This window comes from Cupriavidus sp. 8B, assembly GCF_054589115.1.
The window spans coordinates 133,789-151,795 of sequence record NZ_BAAILO010000258.1 but is presented as its reverse complement, the minus strand read 5'-3'; the positions used below and the strand labels follow the sequence as shown (position 1 = coordinate 151,795).

Annotated in this window: 21 protein-coding genes; 6 read left to right on the top strand and 15 right to left on the bottom strand. The window is 66.4% G+C overall.

The features are described from left to right. Window positions 1–147: 147 nt before the first annotated feature. Window positions 148–648, bottom strand: a complete 501-nt coding sequence (locus tag ACYP5B_RS25700; protein ID WP_459571568.1) for a LysR family transcriptional regulator — start codon at window positions 646–648, stop codon at window positions 148–150. Window positions 649–675: 27 nt separating this feature from the next. On the opposite strand from ACYP5B_RS25700, the gene ACYP5B_RS25695 reads away from it, so the two are divergent. Next, window positions 676–1,308: a hypothetical protein gene (locus ACYP5B_RS25695; RefSeq protein WP_459571567.1), complete on the top strand. Its 633-nt coding sequence runs from the start codon at window positions 676–678 to the stop codon at window positions 1,306–1,308. On the opposite strand, the gene ACYP5B_RS25690 is transcribed toward ACYP5B_RS25695, so the two are convergent. The 3 genes from ACYP5B_RS25690 to ACYP5B_RS25680 form a co-directional block, all read right to left on the bottom strand. After that, window positions 1,305–2,609 (bottom strand): cytochrome-c peroxidase, encoded by a 1,305-nt coding sequence (locus ACYP5B_RS25690; RefSeq protein ID WP_459571575.1) that lies wholly within the window; start codon window positions 2,607–2,609, stop codon window positions 1,305–1,307. The two genes, ACYP5B_RS25695 and ACYP5B_RS25690, sit on opposite strands and share 4 nt — an antisense overlap. 29 nt (window positions 2,610–2,638) lie before the next feature. Further along, the gene (locus ACYP5B_RS25685; RefSeq protein ID WP_459571566.1) at window positions 2,639–4,168 is read right to left on the bottom strand and encodes a metallophosphoesterase family protein; all 1,530 of its coding nucleotides are present in this window, start codon (window positions 4,166–4,168) and stop codon (window positions 2,639–2,641) included. 87 nt (window positions 4,169–4,255) lie between these two features. Continuing rightward, window positions 4,256–5,935, bottom strand: coding sequence for a hypothetical protein (locus tag ACYP5B_RS25680; RefSeq protein WP_459571565.1), 1,680 nt, complete (start codon window positions 5,933–5,935; stop codon window positions 4,256–4,258). A gap of 204 nt (window positions 5,936–6,139) precedes the next feature. Here ACYP5B_RS25680 and blaOXA point away from each other — a divergent pair, with 204 nt between their 5' ends. Then, on the top strand, window positions 6,140–6,940 hold the full coding sequence (gene blaOXA / locus ACYP5B_RS25675) for a class D beta-lactamase (protein WP_459571574.1): 801 nt from the start codon (window positions 6,140–6,142) through the stop codon (window positions 6,938–6,940). A gap of 42 nt (window positions 6,941–6,982) precedes the next feature. Continuing rightward, window positions 6,983–7,870 carry a class A beta-lactamase gene (gene bla, locus ACYP5B_RS25670; protein WP_459571564.1) on the top strand — a complete coding sequence of 296 codons (888 nt, stop codon included), beginning with the start codon at window positions 6,983–6,985 and terminating at the stop codon, window positions 7,868–7,870. Here bla and ACYP5B_RS25665 read toward each other — a convergent pair. Next, entirely contained in the window at window positions 7,867–8,064 is a 198-nt protein-coding gene (locus tag ACYP5B_RS25665) for a hypothetical protein (protein WP_459571563.1), read from the bottom strand. The genes bla and ACYP5B_RS25665 overlap by 4 nt on opposite strands. Window positions 8,065–8,389: 325 nt before the next feature. Between ACYP5B_RS25665 and ACYP5B_RS25660 the strand changes: the two genes are divergently transcribed. Both ACYP5B_RS25660 and ACYP5B_RS25655 read left to right on the top strand, forming a co-directional pair. Continuing rightward, window positions 8,390–9,616 carry an RtcB family protein gene (locus ACYP5B_RS25660; protein ID WP_459571562.1) on the top strand — a complete coding sequence of 409 codons (1,227 nt, stop codon included), beginning with the start codon at window positions 8,390–8,392 and terminating at the stop codon, window positions 9,614–9,616. A gap of 97 nt (window positions 9,617–9,713) precedes the next feature. Further along, a complete protein-coding gene (locus ACYP5B_RS25655; protein ID WP_459571561.1) occupies window positions 9,714–10,145 on the top strand; it encodes a helix-turn-helix transcriptional regulator in 432 nt (143 codons plus the stop codon). Here the strand turns inward: ACYP5B_RS25655 and fliR are convergent. The 8 genes from fliR to ACYP5B_RS25615 form a co-directional block, all read right to left on the bottom strand. Beyond that, on the bottom strand, window positions 10,117–10,902 hold the full coding sequence (gene fliR, locus ACYP5B_RS25650; RefSeq protein WP_459571560.1) for a flagellar biosynthetic protein FliR: 786 nt from the start codon (window positions 10,900–10,902) through the stop codon (window positions 10,117–10,119). The genes ACYP5B_RS25655 and fliR overlap by 29 nt on opposite strands. 81 nt (window positions 10,903–10,983) lie before the next feature. Next, window positions 10,984–11,253, bottom strand: coding sequence for a flagellar biosynthesis protein FliQ (fliQ, locus tag ACYP5B_RS25645; RefSeq protein ID WP_043353410.1), 270 nt, complete (start codon window positions 11,251–11,253; stop codon window positions 10,984–10,986). A 34-nt stretch (window positions 11,254–11,287) separates the two neighbouring features. Further along, complete coding sequence (gene fliP, locus ACYP5B_RS25640) at window positions 11,288–11,977, bottom strand: flagellar type III secretion system pore protein FliP (RefSeq protein WP_318234083.1); 690 nt, start codon at window positions 11,975–11,977, stop codon at window positions 11,288–11,290. Window positions 11,978–12,126: 149 nt separating this feature from the next. Further along, window positions 12,127–12,645 (bottom strand): flagellar biosynthetic protein FliO, encoded by a 519-nt coding sequence (gene fliO / locus ACYP5B_RS25635; RefSeq protein ID WP_400099956.1) that lies wholly within the window; start codon window positions 12,643–12,645, stop codon window positions 12,127–12,129. Then, complete coding sequence (fliN, locus tag ACYP5B_RS25630; RefSeq protein ID WP_459571559.1) at window positions 12,642–13,100, bottom strand: flagellar motor switch protein FliN; 459 nt, start codon at window positions 13,098–13,100, stop codon at window positions 12,642–12,644. Before fliN ends, fliO begins: the two co-directional genes overlap by 4 nt. Further along, window positions 13,093–14,100 (bottom strand): flagellar motor switch protein FliM, encoded by a 1,008-nt coding sequence (gene fliM, locus ACYP5B_RS25625; protein ID WP_459571558.1) that lies wholly within the window; start codon window positions 14,098–14,100, stop codon window positions 13,093–13,095. The genes fliN and fliM overlap by 8 nt, the downstream gene beginning before the upstream one ends. A 150-nt stretch (window positions 14,101–14,250) precedes the next feature. Further along, window positions 14,251–14,736, bottom strand: coding sequence for a flagellar basal body-associated protein FliL (gene fliL, locus ACYP5B_RS25620; RefSeq protein ID WP_459571557.1), 486 nt, complete (start codon window positions 14,734–14,736; stop codon window positions 14,251–14,253). A gap of 417 nt (window positions 14,737–15,153) precedes the next feature. Next, window positions 15,154–15,630: a PaaI family thioesterase gene (locus tag ACYP5B_RS25615; protein ID WP_400099952.1), complete on the bottom strand. Its 477-nt coding sequence runs from the start codon at window positions 15,628–15,630 to the stop codon at window positions 15,154–15,156. Between the two features lie 64 nt (window positions 15,631–15,694). Here ACYP5B_RS25615 and ACYP5B_RS25610 point away from each other — a divergent pair, with 64 nt between their 5' ends. After that, the gene (locus tag ACYP5B_RS25610) at window positions 15,695–16,201 is read left to right on the top strand and encodes a MarR family winged helix-turn-helix transcriptional regulator (RefSeq protein WP_459571556.1); all 507 of its coding nucleotides are present in this window, start codon (window positions 15,695–15,697) and stop codon (window positions 16,199–16,201) included. On the opposite strand, the gene ACYP5B_RS25605 is transcribed toward ACYP5B_RS25610, so the two are convergent. Both ACYP5B_RS25605 and benC read right to left on the bottom strand, forming a co-directional pair. Next, on the bottom strand, window positions 16,151–16,936 hold the full coding sequence (locus ACYP5B_RS25605) for a 1,6-dihydroxycyclohexa-2,4-diene-1-carboxylate dehydrogenase (protein ID WP_459571555.1): 786 nt from the start codon (window positions 16,934–16,936) through the stop codon (window positions 16,151–16,153). The two genes, ACYP5B_RS25610 and ACYP5B_RS25605, sit on opposite strands and share 51 nt — an antisense overlap. Window positions 16,937–16,963: 27 nt before the next feature. Beyond that, window positions 16,964–17,983 carry a benzoate 1,2-dioxygenase electron transfer component BenC gene (gene benC / locus ACYP5B_RS25600; protein ID WP_459571554.1) on the bottom strand — a complete coding sequence of 340 codons (1,020 nt, stop codon included), beginning with the start codon at window positions 17,981–17,983 and terminating at the stop codon, window positions 16,964–16,966. Window positions 17,984–18,007: the final 24 nt, after the last annotated feature.

Below are 18,007 nucleotides of genomic sequence, written 5' to 3'. Positions count from 1 at the left end.
CTTTTGTCTCCACCCTCTTTACGAGTAAAGAAAAGTGACATCTCACACGTTCTAAAACGGCCAACACCGTACAGCCGCGACAGCAGCTAGAAGCGCCAAAACACGTCCAGCCCATCAACCATCAAAGTCGCCCAGCCGCGCCAGCAGCTAGAAGCATGAAAACCCCGCCAGCGGATGGTCGTCAGGCAGGAGCGCGCGGTAGCGGATCTGTTCGACCTGGATGACGCCCAGGCTGTCGTCCGCGATCGGGCCGCCGCAAAAGCCGACGTCCAGGTCGCCGTTGCGCACATAGAACACCACGTCTTGCGAAGGCATCGACTCGATGCGGCCATTCACGCTGGGAAAGGTCTGAAAGAACAGGTCGCTGAACTTCTGCCACTCGCCGAACCGGGAGGTTGCGCTCACGCCAATCAACAGCGAGCCAGCCAGGTCGGCGTCCGTTGCGCCAATCTCCGCAAGCCCCGCCTGATAGCTGACCAGCGCCTCGCGCCAGTGGCGCGCCAGCACCATGGCGGCGCGGGTAGGGCGGACGAAGCGGGTGGTGCGCTCGAACAGCCGTTGGTTGACCCGTTCCTCGATGGCCCTGATCTTGCGCGGCCACCTGACAGACCGAACGCGCACGTTCGTGGCCATTGTGCCATGCGTCATACGGTTGGCCTCTTGGGGAAAACCGCCATGAAATCAAAGCAGGTATGCTTTGCCGATGGCCAACTTTCCTGCATCCCCATGTCGAAAGTCCGCAAAACCGCCATCCCGCCCGGATCGATCTGCATCCTGGCGCTTGCCCTGTCCGGCTGCATTTCCCACTATCGGGTCGAGACCGGCACGCCCGCCGCCCGCATCCGGCTGGTGACCAACACGGACGACAACACAACCTTCAACGTGGTGGATGCCACCAAGTGCCCGAAGCCGCCCAAGCCGCTCCTGCTGGCCGGTACCGGCAAGCAGTTGACCGCGATGGGCACGGAGCGCGACCTGGCCATGGCGGGGACGTCGCCGGAGCCGCCCAGCCGCACGCGCGAGCGGTGGCTGGTGGCTGGCCAGCGCCTCTACCTGACCGCGGCCGCCGCGGCGGCGGCCCCCGGCGATCTGCCGTACCGGTGTGCGGTGGGGATTTCCTTTGTGCCGCTGCCGGGCTGGCAGTACGAGTTCCGCTACCAGCGCAATGCCGCGGCGAAGAGCTGCGCCGGGCAGGTGCTGCGGCTGGCGGGCAAGGACGGCGGCGAGATCGAGCCCGCGCCGGATCCCACGCAACGGGTCTTTCGCGGGTTCGAGGCCGAGGCAGTCTGCGCGGAGCCAGCCCGCTAGGGCTTCGCAGTCGTGGCTGCCGGCATGAGGCCCACATAGGGCGCATCGGTCAGCGTGCGCAGGAACGCCACGAGATCGTCGATCTCGGCCTCGGTCATGGCCGGCGTGGTCCCCGCGCGCCGGTTCATCGGCGTCGAGTTGATATTGATATTGCCCCGATACGCCGCCGGCACGTCATCGAACGTCCTGGCGCCGTGATACCACTTGCCCGGATCGGTCGAGCGCGTGTTGTAGAAGGCCACGGCATCGCGCAGCGTGGTGAACACGCCGTTGTGCATGAAGCTCTGGCGGACCGCGACATTGCGCAGGCCGGGCGTGCGGATGTAGCCGCACCATTGCTCCGGCTCGGGCCAGCGCAGGCGGCGGGCGGTGTCGCACAGGCCATTGTCGAAGCGCTTGGGATCGCGGTTGGCGGCCAGCGCGCGGTTGCGGGGCACGGCTATCGCATCGTAGCCAAAATCCGTGAACAGCGAGCGCTCAGGCCGGCTGGCGGTGTCCGAGAGCGTGTGGCAGGTCATGCAGTTGCCCTTGTCCGGATTCTTGAACAAGGCCAGGCCGCGAGCCTCCGCCGGGGCTAGCGGCGTGCGACGGCGCAGGTAGTCGTCAAAGCGGGAGCTGAACGGCGCCATCTCATCGCTCTGCAGGTAGGCCTCCAGCGCCTTGCCGAGCGCCAGCAGCATTTGCTCGGGATCGGTCTGCACGGCGGGGCCGAAACGCGCCGCCAGCGCGGGCGCCAGCTCGGTCCCCTTGACCTTGCGCAGCAGGCTGGCCGGGGTGCCGTTGTTCATCTCGTTGGGATCTAGCAAGGGGCCGCGCGCCTGTTCGGCAAACGTATCGGCGCGGCCGTCGGCGAACAGGCCGCCGAAGGGCGAGGCGTAAGGCGCGTCGTCGTCCTGGTAGAAGTACCGGCGCGGGATGTAGCGCACGTACAGCAGCGAGGGCGCGTTGCGCAGGCTGAAGCGGCCGGGCCGGCTGCCCTGGGGCACGTGGGGGCCGGCCAGCGACGCGGGCGATAGCGTCGGCGCGAACGCGCGCGCGGGGTCGTGGCAGCCGGCGCAGGACGTGCCGCGCGGCTCGGACAGGCGCGCATCGAAGAAGATGCGCTTGCCCAGCGCGGCCAGCGCCGGATCGGGGCGGAACACGGCGGCGGTAGGGTCGACCTTGGCGGCGACCTTTGGCGTGCCGTTGCCGATGGTGTCGAGCACGCTCGCGGGCGGGGCGCCGGGCATCAGCGCCACGCCCGGCGCGGGCGCTGCCAGGGCAGCGCCGCCAACGCCAGCCGCAAGACAGAGGGCGGCCATGGCGGCGATGGTGGCGCGCGTGGCCCCGATCACGGCGCCAGGAAGCCGGTCTTGTCGCAAGCCAGCGTATTGGCGGTTTGCACGCAGGTAGCCATCAGCTTGCCGGCCACGCTGTACGCCTTGAAGGTCCAGCCAGTGGCGGGCGACGCGTTGCGCTCCATCATCAGGAAGCCAAAGCTGCTGCTGTGCGTGATCTTGTCGATGACGGTGCCGGGCGCGGGAATCGTGCCGGGCGGCAGCGGATCGGGCAGCGCTACGTCCAGGTTGTCGCCGCCGTTGCCGGACACGATGGTGGCCGGGTGGCTGGAGGCGAAGTTGATGGCCTGGAAGTCATGCACGTGGCCGTGCAGCGCCACTTGCACGCCGGGCGGGTAGTAGGCCTGGGCGTTGGCGTTGCTCATCACCGACTGCAGGGCCAGGTTGCCCGGCGCCGGGTTGCTGCCTGCCACCGGCGCAAACGCCAGGATGGGATGGTGGTTGGTGAACATCGTGGTGGTCATGCCCGGCTTGGCGGCCAGCCAGCCCACCGTCTGGAACTGCTTCTGGTAGGCGATGAACTGCGGGTCGGTGGTGGGCAGCGCGGCCTTGCCGGCCTTGGCCGAGTCGAACACGATGACCTGCGAGCCGGTGCCCAGCGCAACCGCATAGGGATCGGAGTAGTTGGCGTTGCTGTCGTTGGCGGGGTCGTTGCAGGAGCGCGCGTCCGAGTACGGGCGCGGATCCAGGAAGCGGAACCAGCCCTGGCCGGCACGGGCGCATTCTTCATGGTTGCCGCGCACGAGCACCCACGGTGCCTTGGCCATCAGCGGGGCGGCGGGCTTGAAGAGGTCGGCCTGCCACGTATCCCAGCCATAGCCCCACGGCGTGCCCTGGCAGCCGGCGATATCGGGCGGGCAGAGGTTTTCGCGGTAGTGGTAGTCGCCGATATGCAGCACCAGGTCCGGGTTCATGCCGGCGGCGGTGGTGGCCAGCGCGGCAAACGGCCAGGCGGTGCCATCGTTGCAAGGCTGGTAGGCGTTATCCGCCTTCTTCAGGCGGCAGCCGGTGTCGGCCAGCACCAGCACGCGTTGCGGCTGGGCCTTGGGCAGCGGCAGCGTCTGGCCCGCCACGCTGGCAGCGGCGGCGCCGGCCGGCAGCGCGGCCTCGCACACGGAGACCGGGAAATCCGACGCCTTGGAGTCGGCCGCGGCGCTGGCGGTGGTGCGCAGCGCCATCGTGCCGGCGCCGATCCGCAGCGCCATGCGTTGCTGCACGCCGTCCACCGTCAGCAGCGGGCAAAGGGAGTTCGAGGGCAATGCGCTGCCTGCGGCGGAGGTCGGCGCCGCATAGTTGGTGATGACGCGGGCGATGGCCTGGTTGCTGTCGCCGATCTCGACCCACGCGGCCTGGATGTTGGCGCTGGCGCTGGGTGCATCGCCGGACGGGGTGACCGGCGCCGCATCTGTGTTGTCGCTGCCGCAGCCGTGCAGCACGGCGGCTGTGGCCAGGACGGCCAGGATGGCGCCAAGGCCCACGCGCAAGGCGGGGCCGGCTTGCCAGTTCGTTTTGTGGTTACCCATTGTTATCTCTCCCTGTTGTCCCTGCTAAGCCTGCTAGCGAGGCGGAAATATACGGATGGGATGTTTCGACACGATGAACGTTATGTGTCAGCCTGGCGGACGCGGCTTTGCCTTGGCCTTGCGGGCAGGGCGCGGCGCGGCGCGGATGGCTTCGGTCGCGGCCAGTTGCAGCTCGCGTGGCAGCGCGGTGATGGCCGCGAGGAAGAAGCGGCGCTCCGCCGGGCGCAGCTTGCCGAGCAGCCCGGCCAGGCGCTCCACCGTGGCAAACGCGGTGGGCGTGGCGCCGTGCTCGAAGGCGTGGAACCAGCTGGCTTCCAGCAGCAGGTTGGCGAGCTGCAGGGCGCCGTAATGCACGTGGCCGGTGTCGTGCTCGTCGAGCGCAAAGCTGGCCAGCGACGACCAGCTGATAAAGCCCTTGGCCCGGGCAAAGGGCGCATGGAAGGGGCGCAGCGCGTCCACCGCCTCATCCAGCAGCAGCGGGTGTTGCGCGCGAAACGCCTTGAGCGCCCCGCCGCCGTCCTGCGCGCAGTTGCCGCGCGCGATGCGCAGCAGGAAGATGATGTTCCACGCCGAGCCGCCGCCCACGCCAAAGCGGTCGCAGATCCATTCCGACAAGCCCAGCCAGCGCACGGCCTGGCGCTGCACCTGGCCCGCCGGCCATGCGCGCCCGGGATCGATCAGCGCGTGGTTCCAGAATAGCCAAAGGCAAAGGCCGAGGTTGGCCGCCACGTGCTGTGCGGCATCCACCGAGTCCGCCTCGTAGGCTGCCTGCAAGGCGCCGGAGAAGCCTGCCACGGCTGCTTCGGCCGCTTGCCGCGCCGCCTCCGGCTGCGCTGCCATGTCGCGTATGGCCACCGTCTTGTGGATCAGCGCGCCGAGGTTGAGGGTCTCGAAGCGAACGCGCGGGTTGTAGCGCACCACGGGCTGCAGCGCGGGATCGGCGCCAAGGCCTTCCAGTTCCGCCTGCGCCGCCTCCATCTGGTTGCCCGCATAGCGCTCCCAGGCCCGCACCACGCGCGCCATGGCGGCGAAGGTGGGCACGGCCGTGTCCACTGTGCCGGTGCCCACGATGCGGTCAAAGCGCTGGAGCGCCGCGCGGCTGCGCGCGAGGTCGTCGCCGCGCCGCCACGCCAGGCTTTCCTTGAGCAGCGCGAAGGCATGCTGGAAATCGTCGGTGGCACAGCGCTGCGCGGCGCGCAGGGCATCCGCTACCCCGTTGCTGGCACCACCACCTGCAACGCCGGCAACGCCCACGCCGTCCTGCATGCCGCGCATGGCTTGCGTGAGGTGGCTCCAGTAGCTGATGTCGCGCATCACGTAGTCGACCGCGGGGTGTGCCTCGTCCGCTTGGCGGGCGGCGTGCTTCGCGGCGGCAGCGCCCAGCCCCACGAAGCGCGCCAACGCCGCATCGCCAGCGCTGCGGCCATCCACGCTGAACCGCACGCGCTTGCAGGCCGCCGGCTCGATCCAGAACGGCCCGCGGCTGCGGCGCGCCGGGTTGAGGCCCGCGATGCCCCGGCCGCAGTCCGGCCCCCAGCCCACCGGCACGCCCCAGCGCGCGAAGTCGGCAAACGCGCGCGAGACCAGCATGCGGATATTGGCGGCATCGGGGAAGCGGGTTTGCAGGTGCACTGCCGGCAGGCTGGCCCCGCCGTTGCGCGCGGCTGCGCAGATGGCGGCGAGCAACCACAGGCTCTGGTAGCGCGCGGGCTCGCCGTTGACCAGATAGGGGGCGGATAGCTCGATGGCAAGAGCGGGGTGGCGCATGCGGGACTGTTGTATGGGGCTGTTGTATGGGGCGGTGAAGCGGACGTGCCGGGATTGTGCCATCAGCGCGCGCGCTGAGGATGCCATGTTACGCAGGTTACAGCCGGTGGGCTTGGCGTCATGCCGCTGCGCTCCTATGCTCCGTTTCGTGCGCCGGCCCGGCCCGCCAATTTGATCGCGCTCATAAAAATCACGGAGATAATCTTGAAGCCAATCGCCATCTTCACCGCGCTCTGCGCGGCGCTGTCCTTCTCAACCGCCCGCGCCGAGGTGATGTGCACGGTCCTGGCGGATGCCAGTAGCGGCAAGGTGCTTAAACAAGAGGGCACTTGCGACCAGCGCGTGACCGCCGCATCGACGTTCAAGGTCCCGCTCAGCCTGATGGGCTTCGACTCGGGGCTGCTGGCGGACGCGCATGCGCCGGCCATGCCGTATCGCGAGGCCTATCATGAGAGCAACCCCGCCAAGCGCGTCACCACGGATCCGCAGAGCTGGATGAAGACGTCGGTGGTGTGGTATTCGCAACAAGTGACGCAACAGCTTGGCCAAGCGCGCTTCCAGCGGTACATCAGCGAGTTCCGGTACGGCAACGGCGATCTCTCCGGTGACCCCGGCAAGCACAATGGGCTGACGCATGCGTGGCTGAGCTCGTCGTTGAAGATCTCGCCGCTGGAGCAGGTCGCCTTCCTGCAAAAGGTGGTCAATCGCAAATTGCCCGTGACCGCGCATGCCTACGACATGACGAGCCGGATCATGGCGCTCGGCGAGTTGCCAAACGGATGGGCCGTTCACGGCAAGACGGGCACCGGCGCCCCGCGCCTGGCCAATGGCGCCGAGGACTGGAGCCACGGGTATGGGTGGTTTGTCGGCTGGGCGACGAAGGACGGCCGGAACGTAGTCTTTGCGCGCCTGGTCCAGGATGAAAGGAAGGAGCCGGTCAGCGCAGGATTGCGCGCGCGCGATGCGCTCATCCAGGCGTTGCCGGGACTATTGGGCTCACTCTGATGCAGGTAGCCGCGCCATCTTAGGCATTTTAGGAAAAGACAGATGACACACTCCCCCGTTCGTCGCACGCTGCTGCTCGCTGCTGCCTCGGTCCCCTTCGCTGGCGCCTGCACTTCGTTGGTGGGCAGAGCTGAAGGGAGCGCCGCGGCGCAAGACCGCCTTGCCGCCCTTGAATCCGCCGCCGGAGGGTGGCTCGGCGTCGCGGCGCTGAACACGGCCAACGGTGCGCAGATTAGCCACCGCGCAAACGAACGTTTCCCGTTCTGCAGCACATTCAAGGTGCTGGCGGCATCCGCCATCCTGAAGCGCAGCGCGGCTGAAAACGGACTGCTGCAACGGCGTATTGCCTACACGAAGGCCGAACTCGTCGCGTATTCCCCGATCACCGAGAAGCACGTCGGCGACGGCCTGACGGTAGCCGAGCTGTGCGCGGCCGCCCTTCAGTACAGCGATAACACGGCCGCCAACCTGCTGATGAAACTGCTCGGCGGCCCCGCCGCCGTGACCGCGTTTGCCCGCTCGATCGGCGACGACCAGTTCCGGCTCGACCGCTGGGAGACGGAGCTCAATACGGCGATACCTGGCGACCCGCGCGATACGTCGACCCCCGCAGCCATGGTAGCCAGCCTGCAACGGCTCGCGCTGGGCAATGCGCTGGGCGGGGCAGAGCGCGAAAGGCTGGTGGCATGGATGCGCGGCAACACCACCGGCGCCACGCGGATCCGCGCCGGCGTGCCGGCGGACTGGCAGGTGGCGGACAAGACGGGCTCCGGCGACTACGGCACGGCCAACGATGTTGGCGTGGCATGGCCGCCCGGAAAGCCGCCCATCGTGCTGGCCATCTATTTCACGCAACGCGACAAGGACGCGGCCTATCGCAACGACGTGCTGGCATCCGCCGCGCGGATCGCGGCCGAGGCACTAAGCTAGGACTGGCTCGCGGCCACGAAGGGCAGGCCGCATTTGCCCAGGTACTTGGCCAGCCGGCCGCTGTCGTTGCGGCTGCTCTTGCCCAGCCGCGATACGGCAAACAGCGTGCGCCCGGCTTCGGCCTGCCTCTTGCTCCGGCGGCACACGCCCAGCACGTTGCCGCCTTCGCCGCCGTGCAGTTGCAGGCCGGGCACTGGGTGGGCGAGATCTCGACTATGACGCAGTGACGTATTGAAGTCGTATTGAAGTTGTTAAGTGTGAAGCTGTGAAGCCGTGAAGTTCGGCGGTGACTGGCGAATGCCGGGCTGATTACATCTGGTGATTGCCGGTTCAATTCCGGCCGCTGCGGATGCAGCGTAAATCCTGCCAATCCTTGTCGTGGCGATGCCGCATTGTTCTACGATTTAAAAGGAGAGCTTATGGGCGAATGCCTGTGGAACTACATCACGGTTAATTAGGAGGGTATCTTGCTGGCCAACGCCAGTGTAGTCCCGCCGCAAGGCGAAGAGAGATGAAGACATGAGCAAGGAGAATTACGACGTATTCCAGTCCGGCACCGGCCGCCCGGTCAAGATGTGGACCCATGGCGTGCCTGTTGATGACGGCGCTCGCGCGCAACTCGCCAACACCGCCCAGATGCCGTTCATCTTCAAGCATCTGGCCGTGATGCCGGACGTACACCCGGGCATCGGTTCCACCATCGGCTCGGTGATCCCCACCCGCGGCGCCATCATCCCGGCGGCGGTCGGCGTGGATATCGGGTGCGGAATGATGGCCGTCAAGACCACGCTTGTCGCCAGCGACCTGCCCGATAGCCTTGGCCCGTTGCGCAGGGCCATCGAAAAAGCGGTGCCGCACGGCCGCTCCAACAACCGCAGCGGGCGCGACAATGGCGCCTGGGGCGACGTGCCGCGCGTGGTGGACGCGAGCTGGGCCGCGCTGGCCGGCGGCTTCGAGCACATCACGCGGAAGTACCCGAAGCTGGAGCGCACCAACAACCGCAATCACCTGGGCACGCTGGGTAGTGGCAACCACTTTATCGAGGTTTGCCTGGATGAGAGCCAGTCGGTCTGGTTCATGCTGCACTCGGGCTCGCGCGGGGTGGGCAATGCCATCGGCAATACCTTTATCGAGCTGGCGCGGGCGGATATGCGACGTCACTTCATCAACCTGCCCGACCGCGACCTGGCCTACCTGGTGGAAGGCAGCAAGCACTTTGAGGACTACGTGTTCGCGGTGGAGTGGGCGCAGCAGTACGCGCGCCGCAACCGCGAGACGATGATGGCCAACGTGCTGGATGCCGCGCGCGGCGTGATCGGCAAGCCCTTTGCCACGGAGATGGAGGCGGTGAACTGCCATCACAACTATGTGCAGAAGGAGCGCCACTTCGGCGAAGACGTGCTGGTAACCCGCAAGGGCGCGGTAAGCGCCAAGGCGGGCGAGCTGGGCATCATCCCGGGCTCGATGGGCGCGCGCTCCTACATCGTGCGCGGCAAGGGCAATGCGGAATCGTTTTGCTCCTGCAGCCACGGTGCGGGCCGCACCATGAGCCGCACCGAAGCCAAGCGCCAGTTTTCGGTGGAAGACCAGCGACTGGCCACGCAAGGCGTCGAGTGCCGCAAGGATGCCGAAGTCATTGACGAGATCCCGATGGCCTACAAGGACATCGACGCGGTGATGGCGGCGCAGTCCGACCTCGTCGAGATCGTCCACACGCTCAAGCAGGTGGTGTGCGTGAAGGGCTGAACGCGACGAACGTGACGAATGCGATGAAGGCTGAAGGCAGCAACCGGCGCCGCCGGGGACGCTCGGCCCGCACCTGGCCGACCAGCTCCTGCTGCCAATGGCCCTGGCGGGCGGCGGCAGCTTCACCGTGAACGAAGTGACCAATCACCTGCGCAGCAACGCCGAGGTGATTGCCGAGTTCCTGCCGGTCGATATCGGGTTTGAAGGTGGTGGTTGGGTGAGGGGTAGCCCTCACTGTCCGGGCCCAAAGCTCGCGTCGTCCATAATTGACATCATCAGACTCCAACTGGGAGGTCGAATGATGCACGCCCATGTTCTTGGCGCGGCCATTCATCGCAAACGAATTGCCCTTGGGCTAACCCAGCAGCAGTTGGCTGATATGGCGGGGCTGTCCCGCCAGTCTCTCAACGGCATCGAACAAGGCACAGTCAATGCGACGCTCGACAGCTTGTGCAAGCGGCGTGACAGCCGGCTTGATAGCTGCGGCCAGGCTGTAGCCACTACCGCCCAAACTGCCCCAATACCGTAGCCACCGTACTCAACCCACCCTCGATCAGCCGCGCCATGAAGGTGCTCATCTGCGGCATGATCAGCATCATCATCAAGATGCCGCCGCCCAGCGTGACCGGGAAGCCGACCGCGAAGATCGACAGCTGGGGCGATGCGCGGTTCAGGATGCCCATGGCGAGGTTGAGCGTGAGCAGCGCGGCGATCAGCGGCAGCGCCAGCAGCAGCCCGGAGGAGAACACGGTGCCGCCGGAGGCGGCCACCGCTGCCCAGCCGGCGCCGGTGAGGGGCTGGGCGGCGATGGGCAGGCTGGCGAAGCTGTCGGCGATGGTGGCCAGCAGCATCAGGTGGCCGTCCATGGCCAGGAACATCAGCATGGCGACCACATTGAGAAAGCGCGCCAGCACCATGGTCTGGCCACCGGAGGAGCGGTCGTAGAAAGAGGCGAACGACAGGCCCATCTGCAGGCCGATGGTTTCGCCGGCGAATTGCACGGCGGAGAACACCAGCCGCATGCTGAAGCCCATCGCCAGTCCGATGCCTATCTCGTTGAGGATGATCAGGAAGCCTTCCAGCGAGTACACCGGCACCAGCGGCAGGTGGTCGATGGTGGGCGAGATGATAACTGCCATCAGCGCCGCCAGGCCAACCTTGACGCGCCTCGGGATGGTCGACTCGCCGAACAGCGGGGCGGTGCCGATCAGGGCCAGCAGGCGGAACAAGGGCCAGAGGAAGGCGGCGATCCAGGCGTAGAGCTGGGCGGAGGTGACGGAGAGCACGGCGGCTGTTGCGGCGTTAGATGTGGCTCAGCGCAGCCGGGTGCAACGCCAGGCGCATCCGGCGCATCAGGCGCATCGGACTCAATGCACCAGGGCGGGAATGCCCTGGAACACTTCGCGCATGTAGTCGACGAAGGTGTTGATCATCCACGGGCCGGCCAGCACCATGGTGGCGAACAGGGCCAGCAGCTTGGGGATGAAGGACAGCGTCATTTCATTGATCTGCGTGGCGGCCTGGAACAGGCTCACCACCAGGCCGGCCACCAGCGCCACCAGCAGCAGCGGCGCGGACAACATCAGGGTCATCTTCATCGCCTGGGTGGCGATGCTCATTACGGTTTCCGGCGTCATGGCGAAGGCTTTGGGTGGGGCATGCGCCCCGTGATCAGTTCAGGAAGCTCTGCGCCAGCGAGCCCAGCAGCAATTGCCAACCGTCCACCAGCACGAACAGCATCAGCTTGAATGGCAGCGCGATGGTGGCCGGCGGCACCATCATCATGCCCATCGCCATCAGCACGCTGGCTACCACCAGGTCGATGATCAGGAAGGGGATAAAGACGGTAAAGCCGATCTGGAACGCGGTCTTGAGCTCGCTGGTGACAAAGGCAGGCACCAGGATGCGCATCTGTACGTCTTCGGGGCCCTGCATCTCGGGCACCTTGGCCATCTGGGCAAACAGCGCCAGGTCCTTCTCGCGGGTCTGCTTGAGCATGAAGGTCTTGAGCGGCGCGGCGGCCTTGGCGGCGGCGTCTTCCAGGCTGAGCTTGTTCTCGGACAGCGGCTTGTAGGCATCGGTGTAGATGCGGTCGAACACCGGCGACATGACAAAGAAGGTCAGGAACAGCGACAGCCCCACCAGCACCTGGTTGGGCGGGGAGCTGGCCGTGCCCAGCGCGTTGCGCAGCAGCCCCAGCACGATGATGATGCGGGTGAAGCCCGTCATCATCAGCATGGCCGCGGGCAGGAACGACAGCGAGGTGAGCAGGACCAGCGTCTGCACCGACAGCGACCAGGTCTGGCTGCCGCCCGGGCCGGCCTTGCTGGTCAGGCCGGGCAGTGCCTGCGCCTGGGCCATGGCCGGCAACAGCACCAGCGCGAGGCAGGCGCCCGCCAGCAACGCCGCGAGCGCAAGCCGGGAGGGCTGGCTGGCGCATTCGCGCACGGACTGGAGATGGCGTTGCAGGTGGTGTTGCAAAGTGCGCCGGGAGGCGTCGGGCAGGAAATTCATGACTTCAGGTTGTCTTGCATGGCGCGCAGCAGCTTGTGTCCAAAGCTGCCGGCCGAACCCGGGGTCGCCGTGCTGCCGGAGGGTTGGTCCGGCTTGTGCGCGGCTTGCGCGGGCAAAGTGTGGAGCGTGCGAATCTCGCCGGCGCTCACGCCCAGCACCAGGCAGGTGTCGCCCACTTCCACCATCACCAGGCGCTGGCGGGGCCCGAGCATGGTGCTGCCTACCACCTTCATCTGGCCGCCCTGGCCGTGCCGGACCAGGCCGGCGCGGCGCGCCAGCCAGGCCAGCAGCAGGATCAGGGCGATGACGGCAAACAGGCCGAGGCCGGCTTGCGCCAGCCCCGTTGCGCTGCTGACCGGGACATGAGTGCCGGCCCCGGCGTGGCTGGCGACCGTGCCGGTACCGGCAGGGCTGGCCGCAGCAGCACTGGCTTGCGCGTACGCGCTTGCCGCAGGCGCCAGGGCCACGCCGGCGGCAAGCGCGGCGTTGGCAGGCCGGCGCAGGCTGGCTTTCATCGGTTGAGCTTCCGGATGCGTTCGGACGGCGTGATGATGTCGGTCAGGCGGATGCCGAACTTATCGTTCACCACGACGACTTCGCCCTGGGCGATCAGGTAGCCGTTGACCAGCACATCCATCGGCTCGCCGGCCAGGCCGTCGAGCTCCACCACCGAGCCCTGCGCCAGTTGCAGCAGCGTCTTGATCGGCACCTTGGTGCGACCAAGCTCCACCGTGAGCTGGACCGGGATGTCGAGAATCATCTCGATATCGTTGTGAAAGCCGCTCGGCGTTTCCTTCTCCAGCGGCTGGAAGACCTTGGAGGCGGCCGGGGTGGCTGTGGCTGGCGTGGCGGCGACAGCTGCGGCAGGCGCGGCAGCAGCGGCAATATCCTCGGCGCTGGTCTGCTCCGCCAGGGCGCTGGCCCAGTCGTCCATCGGGTCGGCCGGCTTGTCGTCTTTGCCGTCAGTCATGGTCGGTTTCCTTGTTGGAATCGATTTCTTTGTGATTGATCATCCGTTCTACCCGCAAGGCATACTGGCCGTTCATGGTGCCAAAGCCGGCCTGCAGCACGGGTACGCCATCGACCTTGCCGAAGACCTGCTCGGGCAGCTCGATAGGGAGTACGTCTCCGACGCGCAGCGCCAGCACTTCGGCTACGGTGCTTTCCACGTGGGCAAATTCGGCCACCAGCTCCACCTCTGCCGCGCGAATCTGCTGCGACAGCTGGGAGATCCAGCGCTTGTCTACTTCAACCTCGTCCTGCAGCGGGTTCATCAGCAGGTCGCGCACCGGCTCGATCATCGAGTACGGGAAGCAGACGTGCAGCTGGCCGCCCACCGCGCCAAGCTCGATATGGAAAGCGGTAGTCACCACCACCTCGCTGAGCATGGCGATGTTGGCAAACTTGGTGTGCATCTCCGAGCGGACGTATTCCAGCTCGATCGGATGCACGGCATTCCAGGCCTGGCCGTAGCTGTTGAGCGCAAGGTCCAGCAGACGCCGGATGATGCGCTGCTCGGTCTGGGTAAAGTCGCGGCCTTCCACGCGGGTGTGGAAGCGCCCGTCGCCGCCAAACAGGTTGTCGACCACCAGGAACACCAGGTTGGGGTCGAACACGAACAGTGCCGTGCCGCGCAGCGGCTTCATGTGCACCAGGTTCAGGTTGGTCGGCACCGGCAGGTTGCGCACGAAATCGCCGTATTTCTCGATCCGCACCGAGCCAACCGAGATGTCGGCGCCGCGGCGGATGAAGTTGAACAGCTGGGTGCGCATCTGGCGCGCAAAGCGCTCGTTGATGATCTCGAGCGTGTGCAGCCGTCCGCGGACGATGCGCTCTTGCGTGGCCAGGTTGTACGGACGCACGCCATCCTCGGCGACCGGCGCGGCGACCTCGGGCGTATCGGCCTCGCCTGACACGCCTTTCAGTAATTCGTCTACCTCGTCCTGCGAGAGAAACTTGTCGTAGGCCATCTAGTGTCCTGCCCCTTGAGTGCCGTGATGAATGAAAGCGACCATGTGCCGATCAGCCCGCGCGCTGGCGTTGGCGCGCACGCTGTGAGACAGGCAAGGAAAACAAGGACGAATTCATATCGGAGTTGCTGATGGGGCAGGGCAAAGTGCTTACTGCACCACGAAGGAAGTAAATAGGACGTCCAGGATCTGCTGCTTGGGCAGGTTGGGCGCGAACGGCTGGCTGATGACACTCTGGATTTCCTGGGCCAGCTTGCGCTTGCCGTCCACCGTGGCCAGATCGGGCGGCTGCTTGGCCGACAGCAGCAGCAAGATGCGGCTGCGGACTTCCGGCAGGTATTCGGTGATGCGCGTCTGGTCCTTCGCTTCCGCCACCTTGAGCGACAAACCGGTATGCAGGAAGCGGTCGCCGTCATCGCTCTTCAGGTTGACGGTAAATGCTTCCAACGGCACAAAAATCGGCGGCGGCACAACCGGTGCGGCAGGCGCGGCCGGTTGGCGGTTGCTCAGGATGTTGCCCAGAAAAAAGCCCCCGGCACCCAGCGCCGCGACGAGCACGACGCCGAGTACCAGCAGCAGTCGCCCGCGCTTGCTCGTGTTGCCGTCAGCCTGGGAAGAAGTGAGCGTATTCGCCATGAGATGCCTGTATCGGAATGCCTTGCCATTCTTGAGGGAATGACCGGCAAGCAAAGGGCCGAAAAAAAGGGTGAAACCCGCTCAGCTTGGCCCTTTGAGCCGAGCAGGTCTTGTCATCCGAGCTACGCGGATGGTCTTACAGGGGTTAACGAATGACGGGCACGGAACTTGAGAGGGATGTTTGAGGAAAACCCGCATGGCAGGCCGGATGGCGGGAGATCGCAGCAGAATCCGCAGGGGAATCCGGTGCCGCGGGGATGGCGGCGGCATGTCGATGCGCGGGTGGTTCAGCGCGAGAGCGAGCGTGGAAGGACCGGCATCGGTCGTGATGCCGGATGGCTAAGCCATTGATTTGTCGGTGAAATGTGCGCCTTCTGGCTGGGTGGGCGCGTGGCGCCAGGCGCGTACAGGCTTACGTTATCGTCCTGGGGACAGAACGAGGAGGGTCGAGGTGCCGTGCGCCAGCACGCGTCCGTCGCTGGCCATCACCCGAGCTTCCGAGGCAATAATCTGGCGCCCCTGGCTGACGACTTTCGCCTCCGCCCGCACGCGGCCGGTGTCGGTTTTGATTGGCCGGGAGAAGTTTCCCTTGGTTTCGACCGTAGTGTAGGCAGCACCCGGCGGCAGCAGGGAGTGGGCGGCGCAAGCGGTCACGCTGTCGATCAACGTCAGTGCCCAGCCGCCATGGACGGTGCCCATGGGGTTGAGCAGGTGCTGGGCGGGTTCCCCCTCGAAAGCGGCAAAGCCGTCACCGACTTCGACCAGCCAGAAGTCCAGGACCTGTGAAATCGGCGCTTGCGGCAACTGGCCGTCGATGATTGCCTGGAGCTGCACCTTGCCGCTCATGCCAGCGATGTCTGCCGGGTCGGCCAAGCCAAAACGATAGTCCGTCATGTGTCTCCTTTTTTGTGGGAAATTATATGCAGATGCATTGAATGTATATGCATATAATAGGAGCATGGATAAACAAAGACAAGCGCCAAGAACATTGCGCGCGGACGCTGCGCAAGTGCTCGCGTCGGATCTTGGCTGGCTCTCGCGCATGCTGGCTCGGCGTTTTACCGCTGATCTGGACCTGGCATTGGCGCCTGCCGGCCTGTCCAATACTCAGTTCGGGCTGATGTGCCTGATCGCGTCGGCGCCGGACGACACGCTGGGCGCGCTGGCGCTGCGTGCCGGCCTGAACCAGTCCACCATGTCGCGCAACGTGGATCAGCTTGCCGGCGCAGGCCTGGTCGAAGTCGTGACCGCCGAGAGTGACCGGCGGCGGCGCGCGGTCTGGCTGACCGAGGCCGGGGCGCTGTGCCTGGAGCGGGCCTTGGCGCTCTGGCTGCCGGCGAACCAGGCACTGTCGGCAAGGCTCGGACCGGAACTGCTCGGCTTGCTGGGTGAAGGGGCAGGCAGTGCGCCGCGCTCAGCCCAGGTCGCCGCCGCCCACGGGCAGGACGGTGCCGGTGATGTATGAGGCCTCGTCGGACGCCAGGAACAGAATCGCGCGCACCTGTTCATCGATGGTGCCGTAGCGGTGCATCAGGCTGGATGCCATGGTCTGGGCGACGATGCCCTGGTACCACGCGGCCTCCTGCGGGGTCTGCTCCGCCGTATTGCGGGGCACTTTGCGCGGCGGCGCTTCGGTGCCCCCGGTGGCCACCGCGTTGACGCGGATGCCATCCTGCGCGTGCTCGAAGGCCAGGCTGGCGGTCAGGGCATTGACGCCCCCCTTGGCGGCCGCGTAGGGCACCCGGTAGAGGCTGCGCGTGGCGATGGACGAGATATTGACGATCACGCCCTGCTTGCGCCCGATCATGGCGGGCAGCACGGCGCGGCAGCACCATAGCGTGGGAAACAGGGAGCGGCGGATCTCGGCCTCGATCTGTGCTTCCTCGTATTCCTGGTACGGCTTGGCCCAGATGGTGCCGCCCACGTTGTTGACGAGGATATCGATGCGGCCGTAGGTCTCCAGCGCGGCGCTGGCCATCTGGCAGGCGCCGGCGTAGGTTTCCAGGTCGGCCTCCACCGCCAGTGCCTGGCCGCCGCTCGCGATGATTTCCGCGGCGACCTCGTGCACCAGTGCCGAGCGGTCGACCAGCACCAGGCTGGCGCCCTCGGCGGCGGCGGCGAGCGCCACGCCGCGGCCGATCCCTTGCGCCGCGCCGGTGACGATGGCGATTTTTTCGCTAAAGCGCGCGTTTGTGTTCATGGCGTGTCTGCGTTCCGTGGCGTGTGGTCAGGCAGCGTTGCTGGCCGAGAATTTTTCATAATGGAAGCTGGCCGGCGTCACCCCGGCGTCCTGCAGCCAGCCGCGCACCGCGTCCACCATGGCGACCGGGCCGCACAGGTAGATGTCGACATCCCCGCCGTTGAGCCAGGCCTGCTCCACGTGCTGCGTCACATAGCCCTTGCGGGTTTCGCTGCTGGCGGGCTCGACCACGCAGGTGCGGTATTCGAAGCCGGCAAGCTTGCGCTGTGCCTCGTCGAGCTGTTCCAGGGCTACCAGGTCGATGTCATGCGTCACGCCGTACACCAGGCGGATCGGATGCTGGCTGCCGTTCGCGGCCAGCACGTCCAGCATGGACAGGAACGGCGCGATGCCGGTGCCGCCCGCCAGGAACAGCACGGGGCGAGTCACCTCGCGCAGGTAGAAGCTGCCGTAGGGGCCGGCGAAGGAAATCGGCTGGCCGGGCTGCGCCTCCTTGCTCAGGAACTCGCTCATGCGGCCGTTGGGCACGTTGCGCACCACAAATGCAGTGCGCGTGGCGCCGGGGGCCGAACTGAACGAGTAAGAGCGGGTCAGGCCGGTGCCCGGGATTTCCACGTTGACATACTGCCCCGCCAGGAAGGTCGGTGCGGCGGCCTCGCCGAGGTCGATCGAGAATGCGATGGTGGAGTCCGACAGCTTGTCCACCGCCGCCAGCTTGCCCTGGAAACTGGTCACGCCCGTCTTGCACGCGGCTGACGCCGCCGGCACCTTGATCACGCAATCCGAGCGCGGGCGCGTCTGGCAGGCCAGCACGTAGCCCTTGGCGGCTTCCTCGGGCGTCAAGGCGTCTTCGATATAGCTCGACTCAGGCAGGTCGTACTCGCCGGACTCGCACAGGCCGCGGCAGGTGCCGCAGGCGCCGTCGCGGCAGTCCAGCGGGATATTGATCTGCTGGCGATAGGCGGCGTCGGACAGGGTTTCATTGGCGGCGCAGGTGATGAAGCGGGTAACGCCGTCTTCAAACTGCAGGGCGATGTTGTATTGCATGGCGTGGTTCCTCCGGCGCGTCCG